Origin of the sequence: Leifsonia sp. TF02-11, assembly GCF_017565305.1 — a bacterium.
Classification (GTDB): domain Bacteria; phylum Actinomycetota; class Actinomycetes; order Actinomycetales; family Microbacteriaceae; genus Leifsonia.
In genome coordinates this window covers 1-7,816 of the sequence record NZ_JAGEKP010000016.1, presented here as the reverse complement: position 1 = coordinate 7,816, position 7,816 = coordinate 1, and the positions used below count along the sequence as shown (strand labels likewise).

At 66.8% G+C, this 7,816-nt stretch carries 8 protein-coding genes; 4 read left to right on the top strand and 4 right to left on the bottom strand.

The genetic code is table 11. The features are described from left to right. The first annotated feature begins 127 nt into the window (after positions 1-127). The gene (locus JNB50_RS18955; protein WP_155829054.1) at positions 128-439 is read left to right on the top strand and encodes a hypothetical protein; all 312 of its coding nucleotides are present in this window, start codon (positions 128-130) and stop codon (positions 437-439) included. Positions 440-767: 328 nt separating this feature from the next. Here the strand turns inward: JNB50_RS18955 and JNB50_RS18950 are convergent, their stop codons facing one another. Then, entirely contained in the window at positions 768-1,157 is a 390-nt protein-coding gene (locus JNB50_RS18950) for a heavy metal-responsive transcriptional regulator (RefSeq protein WP_039922792.1), read from the bottom strand. Between the two features lie 345 nt (positions 1,158-1,502). On the opposite strand from JNB50_RS18950, the gene merA reads away from it, so the two are divergent. The 3 genes from merA to JNB50_RS18935 all read left to right on the top strand — a co-directional run bounded on the left by merA (position 1,503) and on the right by JNB50_RS18935 (position 5,080). Further along, positions 1,503-2,945: a mercury(II) reductase gene (merA, locus tag JNB50_RS18945; protein ID WP_021763757.1), complete on the top strand. Its 1,443-nt coding sequence runs from the start codon at positions 1,503-1,505 to the stop codon at positions 2,943-2,945. Positions 2,946-2,987: 42 nt separating this feature from the next. After that, on the top strand, positions 2,988-3,635 hold the full coding sequence (gene merB, locus JNB50_RS18940; protein ID WP_021763756.1) for an organomercurial lyase MerB: 648 nt from the start codon (positions 2,988-2,990) through the stop codon (positions 3,633-3,635). 95 nt (positions 3,636-3,730) lie between these two features. Beyond that, positions 3,731-5,080: an NAD(P)/FAD-dependent oxidoreductase gene (locus JNB50_RS18935; protein ID WP_021763755.1), complete on the top strand. Its 1,350-nt coding sequence runs from the start codon at positions 3,731-3,733 to the stop codon at positions 5,078-5,080. Positions 5,081-5,805: 725 nt separating this feature from the next. Here JNB50_RS18935 and JNB50_RS18930 read toward each other — a convergent pair. From JNB50_RS18930 to JNB50_RS18920, 3 genes are all read right to left on the bottom strand, one after another. After that, positions 5,806-6,690: a cytochrome c biogenesis CcdA family protein gene (locus JNB50_RS18930; protein WP_021763754.1), complete on the bottom strand. Its 885-nt coding sequence runs from the start codon at positions 6,688-6,690 to the stop codon at positions 5,806-5,808. A gap of 5 nt (positions 6,691-6,695) precedes the next feature. Continuing rightward, positions 6,696-7,067: a TlpA family protein disulfide reductase gene (locus JNB50_RS18925; RefSeq protein WP_168688435.1), complete on the bottom strand. Its 372-nt coding sequence runs from the start codon at positions 7,065-7,067 to the stop codon at positions 6,696-6,698. 185 nt (positions 7,068-7,252) lie between these two features. After that, positions 7,253-7,618, bottom strand: coding sequence for a hypothetical protein (locus tag JNB50_RS18920; RefSeq protein WP_168688434.1), 366 nt, complete (start codon positions 7,616-7,618; stop codon positions 7,253-7,255). Positions 7,619-7,816 lie beyond the last annotated feature (198 nt).

The window sequence follows — 7,816 nt, the reverse complement described above, 5'->3', positions numbered from 1 at the left end:
CTTGACAGATATAGAAGCGTCGCTGCGCTCGCTCCGGTATTTCACGGTCTCTTGCTCATTCACCGTCGGCGCTGTTTCGGCAAGAGCGCCGAACGGCAAATGAGTTGATATGAGAGAGGAGTGCGCCGTGACCGCGAACGTCACCTTGTATGTCGAGTCCGGGTCCGCAACAAGCGACAAAACCAGAGCAGCAATAGACAGCGCCGGCATCGTCCATGAGATGGTACCGGTGAGCGCGAACGACTGCCCCCTGCAGGCCGCAATCACCCGCAGTGTGCCCTTCTCCCACCATTCGGAGTCGCGACGTGTGAACCGCCACGCGACAGCCGCCGCAGACAGAATTTCGATTGTCGAGTCGAGACCGAAGCCGATCAGCGCCGCCGATGATGCGGCGGCGCCCGCGGCGATCGCGACAACGGCCTCGACCAGTTATAGATGATGGTCGCAGCGACGATCCCGGATTCGGTGCTGGAGGACGTGCCGGCGCTCGTCGGCAAGTGCGGGACTCATGGCCGTCATGCGAAGGTGCAGTTCTCTTCGGCGCAGCAGCCAGATTCGACGTAGAGCACGACACGCAGTAGCTCGTCGAGCGCTGGCGTGAGATGACCGTCAGCGAGCCGGTACCAAGTGCGTCGACCGTCCGGACCGAAGTTTTGTCAAAAGGGAGCGGTGGCGGCTGGTGTGACCTCGTTCTGGCCAAAAGTGGTCGGCACGATCAGCTTCGGGCGCGGTTTCGTTTCTGCCTGATGCGTCCTTTGTGTCGGGCTTCAGACGTAGCTGCAGATTAGTTCCGCGTCACACCGGGTTGGATCCCCGGCGTTGGCGGCCTCGTGGAAGCTGGCGACCGTGGCGCGCAGCGCGGTGAGCTCGGCGATCTGAGCGTCCAGGCGCTCGAGTTCGTTGCCGAGCAGCGTCACGACGTGGCGGCAGGGCGCCGTGCCGGCGTCCCGCAGGCGGAGGATCTCGCGGATCTGGGCCAGGTTCAGTCCGGCGGCCCGCCCTCGGCGGATGAACTGCAGCCGGCCCACGGTTTCCTCTCCGTAATCCCGATAGCCGTTCGGGGCCCGCTCCGGATACGGAAGCAGTCCCTCGACTTCGTAGAACCGCAGCGCCTTCGTTGTCATGCTCGCCGCTGCCGCGGCCTCACCGATTCGCATCTGACCCTCCCGGAGCCCCACCTGACCGTCCAGTATAGGGGAAAATGGGGGATGTCGTGCGCGCGTGCCGAATACGTTGAGGAACGGCCAGGCGGTCACTTCCTTGGCGCACGATGTTGCGACGGGGACCGCGATCGTCACGACCCGGCGCTGCGCAACCCGAGAGGCCTCGACGTGAACACGGTGCGTGGCCTGGGACGGGAGCGAGGTGGGCATCATTTGAGCCGCCCGAGCTGCTGCTGGAGTTCTCGCAAGTGCTCGGCACGGGGGGTTGACCTTGCCTTATAGGGCAAGGCGCATGATGGGGGAAATCGAAGCATCTGCACCTCGTATTCAGGAGTCCTCATGACCAACAGCGCACCCGCCGAGTTCGATCTGGCGGTGATCGGCTCCGGAGGCGGTGCCTTCGCCGCCGCGATTCGGGCGACCAACCTTGGCAAGCGAGTCGTGATGATCGAGCGGTCGACCGTCGGCGGTACCTGTGTGAACACCGGTTGTGTGCCCTCAAAGGCACTAGTCGCGGCCGCCGAGGCACGCCACGTCGCGTTGGACGCCGCCCGGTTCCCGGGGATCGACGCGTCCGTGGAGCCGGTGGATATGCCGGCGCTGATCGAGGGGAAGCGGGTGCTGGTGGAGGGGATGCGCTCGGAGAAATACGTCGATCTGATCGGCGAGTACGGCTGGGAGCTGCTGCAGGGCGACGCCACCTTCACCGGATCCCCCGACGACCCGGCGCTGACCGTCACGGACTTCGAGGGCCGCCAGGTTCCCGTTCGTGCTGAGCAATATCTGGTCGCGACCGGATCACGGCCGTGGGCACCGACGGTCGAGGGGCTGGCGGAGGTCGACTTTCTGACCTCGACGACGGCGATGGAAGTGTCGGAGGTTCCGGAATCGTTGCTGGTCCTCGGTGGCGGACCGGTGGCGATCGAGATGGCGCAACTCTTCTCCCGCCTCGGATCGAAGGTGACCATGCTGGTCCGGTCGCGACTGGCCTCCACGGAGGAGCCGGAGGTCGCCCGCGCACTTGCGGCGGTGTTCGCCGACGAGGGTATCCGGGTGGTGCGTCGCGCCGCGCTCACCTCCGTGAGCGCCGACCCGACGACCGGCGAGATCCTCGCGACGGCCACCGTCTCGGGCGGCCGCGAGGAGTTTAGGGCGGCACGGCTTCTCGTCGCCACCGGTCGCCGGCCCGTAACCGAGGGACTGAACCTCGAGGCAGTAGGTGTGCAGACCGGGGATCTTGGCGAGGTCGTCGTCGACGATGAACTCGCGACCTCGAACCCGCGGATCTGGGCAGCGGGCGACGTGACCGGGCATCCGGAGTACGTCTATGTCGCCGCGGCGCACGGTGCACTCGTGGCCGAGAACGCGTTCAACAACGCCGGCCGCAAGATCGACTACGGGCACCTGCCCCGCATCATCTTCTCCAGCCCTACTGTCGCCGCTGTCGGGATGACGGACAAGCAAGCCAACCACTCCGGGGTCCGCTGCCGCTGCCAGGTGGTGCCGCTGGAGTACGTGCCCCGAGCGATCGTGAATCGCGACACCCGCGGCTTCATCAAGATGGTCGCCGAAGCAGACACCGGCCGCATAGTCGGACTCACCGCTGTCGGGAAAGAAGCGGCCGACCTTGCCGCGGCCGGGGTCTACATCCTCGAAGCCGGCATGACGGTTGACCAGGTCGGCAAGCTCTGGAGCCCCTATCTGACCATGGCCGAGGGTATCAGGATCGCCGCGCAGTCCTTCAGCACCGACGTCAGTAAGCTCTCCTGCTGCGCCGCGTAACCCCTTGTTCCTTCATCACACCAACAACGAAAGCGGGTCACAATGACCGAGAACGACACGCTCGCAGAGCGCCTCACGTCGAGCGAGACCGGGCAGGAAGCCTCTCTCTGGCTGCCGCTGATGAAACTACTTGCCCAAGGCGACCCGGTTGAGGTCAGCACCCTCGCGACGGTGACCGGGCGCAGCGAAGCCGACGTGCAACAGGCGCTGGCCGCGGTTCCCGACATCGAGTACGAGTACGGCCGCATCATCGGCCAGGGCCTCACCCTGCGTCCCACCCCGCACCGCTTCGAGGTCAACGGTGAGCAGCTCTACACCTGGTGCGCACTGGACACCCTGATCTTCCCCACCCTGCTGGACGCGTCAGCGCGGGTCGAGTCCGTTAGCCCCGCAACCGGCGAGCCGATCGCCGTCACCGTCGGCCCCCACGGGGTTCAGTCGGTCTCGCCCGAGACCGCCGTGGTTTCCCTCGTCAATCCCGAGGACATGACCTCGATCCGATCGGCGTTCTGCAACCAGGTGCACTACTTCACGTCCGCCGAGGACGCGCAAACCTGGCTCGAGACACACCCAGGAGGAGAAGTCATGCCCGTGGCCGACGCCTACGCCCTCGGCACCCAAATGGCTCGAACCATGATCGAGAATGCCCAGGAGGGAAGCGGCCCGTCAGGCGCCGACAGCTGCTGCTAGAACACAGGCGGCTCAGCGACCCGACGATCAGCAAGAGCCAGCCGACGCCCAACGGCACCCGAAACGATCAATGACGACAACACAAGGAGTAGCTAATGAGTGAACGTGTCGATGTTGCGGTGCTCGGGATGGGCCCCGGCGGTGAGGTCGCGGCGAGCCGGCTGATGAAGGCTGGCAAGAAGGTTGCCGTGATCGAGCGGGAGCTGATCGGCGGGGAATGCGCCTACTGGGCCTGCGTCCCCTCGAAGACCGTGCTGCGGCCGCCGGAGGCGCAGACCGAGGTCCAGCGAGCGGCCGGAGTCAGCGGTGCGGAGTTGAACTGGTCGGAGACTAGCGACTACCGCGACTACATGATCCGGAACCTCAATGACGCTGGCCAGGTCGAGGGCTACAGCAAGCGAGGTGCCCTCGTCATCAAAGAGGATGCCCGCATCACCGGCCCTGGCCGTATCCAGGCCGGCGAGCAGGAAATACTGGCCGAGCACATCATCATCGCCACCGGTTCCGATGCGGTCGTGCCGCCACTGGAGGGTCTGGAGGACATCACCGCCTGGACGAACCGGGAGACCTACACCGCGACGTCACTGCCCGGCAGTGCCGTAATCGTCGGCGGGAGCGCCGTCGGGGTGGAAACGGCGACGTTCCTCTCCCGGTTCGGTGTGAACGTCACCCTGCTGCAGCGTGGCCCCAGGCTGATCGACCGCGAGGATCCGCGCGTCGGGGAGCTTGCCAAGCACTACCTTCAGAGCGCCGGGGTCGACGTGCGGCTGAACGCGGTGGTCCGAAGAGGGCGCCGCGATGGCGGCGCGAGCGTGATCGAGCTCGAGGACGGCAGCACGGCCACCGGAGACGTCGTGATCTTCGCCACCGGCCGCAGCCCCCGCAGCGGCGGCCTCGGCTTCGAGGACGTCGGCGTCTCGCTCGGTGAGCACGGTCAGGTGCTGGTGGACGACCAGTGCCGGGCGGCCGAGAACATCTGGGCGATCGGCGATGTGACCGGGGTCATGCCGTTCACCCATGTGGCGAAGTACCAGGGCCGCATCGCCGCCGAGGCGATCCTCGGCGGGACGCGGAAAGCGTTCTACGACGGCATCCCTCGCGTCGTGTTCGGGGAGCCGGAGATCGCCGCGGTGGGGCTCACCCAGCAGCAGTCCGATCACGCCGGTTTGCACACCACAGCCACCGAGCTCGACCTCGCCGACGCAATCACCCGGCCCTGGACTTACGAGAAGGACCCCGTCGGCAACCTCGGGCTCCTGGTCGATACCGAGGCGAAGGTGCTGGTCGGCGCCTGGGCCGTCGCACCCTTGGCCGGGGAGTGGATCCACCACGCCTCGCTCGCCATCCGGGCACGGATACCGCTAGACACCCTCCGCGACCAGGTCGCCCAATACCCCACCTACAACGAGGCCTACCTCGCCGCCCTCGACCACATCAAGGCCTGAGCTCGTGCGCGGGAGGGGCGGTCTGAAGAGCTGCCCGAGCTGGTTTCGTTCCCTCAAGAGCCGTGAAAAGATCAGCGTGAAGATCCCAGGAGCGATCGAAGACGTACTCACCGCGTAAGTCGGCGGCTACGTCGGCACGAAAGTTGCGGAGCCGGTGAGCACCAAGCTCAACGAAGTGCAGCCAAGCAGGCCCCGGCCGATGGAGGACGCTGTCCGACCCGGGGGCAACTGATCGCCGACGACATGGTGACACCGACGGCCGGCTTCAGCGCCCCGAATCGCGCCTACCGCTGGTCACCCACCTGCACGGTTTCCTCGCCCACCAAGTCTTCGGCCTCGCTGCCGTGGTCACCCTGCGAAGCCATCTAGCCACACGGTGGCGCCGCCGCTGAGACTGTCGGATCGGCCACTTGGAGCGACGTCCGGGCCCCGCGGCTACGCGCACGCCAGGCGGGCCGAATTCGGACCGTCCGAGCGGTGTGGACGGAATTCCGGGTCGGTGTCGAACTGTCGGCGCTCTTGCATGATGCGGTCAGTAGCCGCTCGGCCAGGCGAACCTGGGGGGCAACCGGACTGTTGCCGCCGTGGGTCACGATGATAGCGATGTCCTCCTTGCTTGACAGCGCGCCGCCTGCCGGCGGTCGTTGTTCGATAGCATCGATCTCCTCGGTCCCTCGTCCAGCGCGGCCACCGTCCCACGGCGGCCTCGAATTTCCCGGCTGCGATTACCGTGATCGCGGCTCGTCATCGTCGGCCGTCACTGTGTTCCGGGATCGGTTCCGCGCGCGGACGAGAATTGCGCTGATCAAGATGACCGCGACCGCGGCCAGGGCGGAGCCGGTGACCAGACCTATGTTGCTGCTGAGGAAAGCGGTCATAGCGGAGGAAATGCGGCTGCCGGTCGTGGCCAGGCTCTCATTCGCGCCCCCGGCGACCAACGCAGGTGCCCAATAGGCGACGAGGTAGATCCCGGACAGCAGCAGCACCGCCCCGGCGATCCGGGGCACATACCTTGCGGTGCGGTGCAGGATCCGCGCCAGCAGGCCGCTGGCCAGGGCCGAGGACAGAGCCAAGAGCACCAGCACCATCGCCGCTCCGGCTGCGTACGCGGCGAACACCACCACCAGGCCGACCGCGCTGCCAGCTGCCAGAGCCTGGCCGATCACCGCAAGCAGCACCGCGAGGGTGCAGGACAGGGACGCCACCCCGTACGCGGCACCAAAGGCGAGCATCGCGCTCGGGCCGCGTCCTTGCCGAGCGATCCGGCTGGAGTTCATGGTGAACCCGACGTGCCGGCCGGCGAGCAAAGCGGTGCCAAGCCCGACAAGCAGCACACCGACCAGCACTGCTACCCACGGCACCGCTCCGATCAGGCTGCGCATTCCAAGTGCGACCAGCAGCCCGGCCACGCTCAGCACTCCGGCGAATCCGGCGCTGACCAGCAGCCCGGCTCCGAGCCCGACCAGCGCACGCCGTACGAGGCTCTGCTGCGCGCCGGGTTCGTCGCGGCCAATGTAGTAGGCGAGGAACGCGGGCAGCATCGCGAATCCGCACGGGTTCACCGTCGACAGCATGCCCGCCGCGAAGGCGAAAGCGAAGGTACCCAACACGCCTCCTATGAGCCCGCGGCCGCGATGGCCTGGGCCGTCTGGGCCGCTGAGGGGTCCACCCCGCGGTAGACCACCCGCCCGGCTTTATCCAGCACCATCGTCAACCCGAGCGCGTCCACGTTAAACCGCTTCAGCAGGGTCCCGTCGTCGCGTACCACCGACAACGGCGGATTCCCGACGTCCTGCATGAACCCGTTGATTATGTTCACCGGCTCGCCGGGGTCCAGATCGACCGCGACGGCCTGCACCCCCGAGCCAGCCTTCGCCACACCCGCCCCGACGGACTTCGCGCCCGTCACGCAACTCGAACACGAGGCGGTGAAGAAGTAAAACAGAGCCGGCTTGTTGTTCGGCACCGTCAAATTCGTCCCGGACACCGTCCGCACCGTCGTGGACGGGAACGAGGACCCGGCAGCTGAGCCACCCGACGGGCCCGTTGCCGCGCCCGGCGACGTCTGCGCTCCGCACCCGGTAAGCAGCAACGCCACCGCGATCCCTGCCAAGGCGACGGCGAAACCACGACCTCGACGGCTTCGCAACAGGCTGGATCCCGAACCGCGCCTCACTTGCGCGCCGCCCGCTGGCGCCGCTCCTTATTCGGCGGCACCACTGCAGGGCTCGGCACAGCACAGCAGTCGTCAACCATCACTGGCAACACCTGCTCACCAGCACCCTCGCGGCCTGCGCTGTTGGTTTCCGCTGAACGGGCGGCCGAACGACGCCGCGCCCGAAGCACCGTGTACACCACGGCGGCGGCCATCACCAGGGCCGCCACAGCCAAGACCGGCCAGCTGCCCAGCACTCCACCAACCAACGCGAGTCCACCCGCCGCGATCAGCGCCGGGCCGCCGCAACACGCAACTGCCAGCCCCACCGCGCCGATGGCGATCAACGCCACGCTCATCCCGCCTCCACGATTCTCGGACATCGCACTCTCCATCCACGGTCAGACAATCCCGGCCATACCCGACCGGTCTGTATTCATCTTTCACGTTTCCCTATAGGGGAATGTCAACCCACCGGGCGCGAGCTGCTGCTGCTCTGCGCTGGTCATCCTCACATCCATCGAGGTGCGGGCTACAGTGCGGGAGGCCGGCCTTAGCAGATGAACCCTTGGAAGCGGTGA

Excerpts from the sequence above, each read along its gene's own strand:
- JNB50_RS18950 (WP_039922792.1), bottom strand. The coding sequence starts at position 1,157 with ATGCGAATCGGTGAGGCCGCGGCAGCGGCGAGCATGACAACGAAGGCG.
- merA (WP_021763757.1), top strand. The coding sequence starts at position 1,503 with ATGACCAACAGCGCACCCGCCGAGTTCGATCTGGCGGTGATCGGCTCC.
- merB (WP_021763756.1), top strand. The coding sequence starts at position 2,988 with ATGACCGAGAACGACACGCTCGCAGAGCGCCTCACGTCGAGCGAGACC.
- JNB50_RS18935 (WP_021763755.1), top strand. The coding sequence starts at position 3,731 with ATGAGTGAACGTGTCGATGTTGCGGTGCTCGGGATGGGCCCCGGCGGT.
- JNB50_RS18920 (WP_168688434.1), bottom strand. The coding sequence starts at position 7,618 with ATGTCCGAGAATCGTGGAGGCGGGATGAGCGTGGCGTTGATCGCCATC.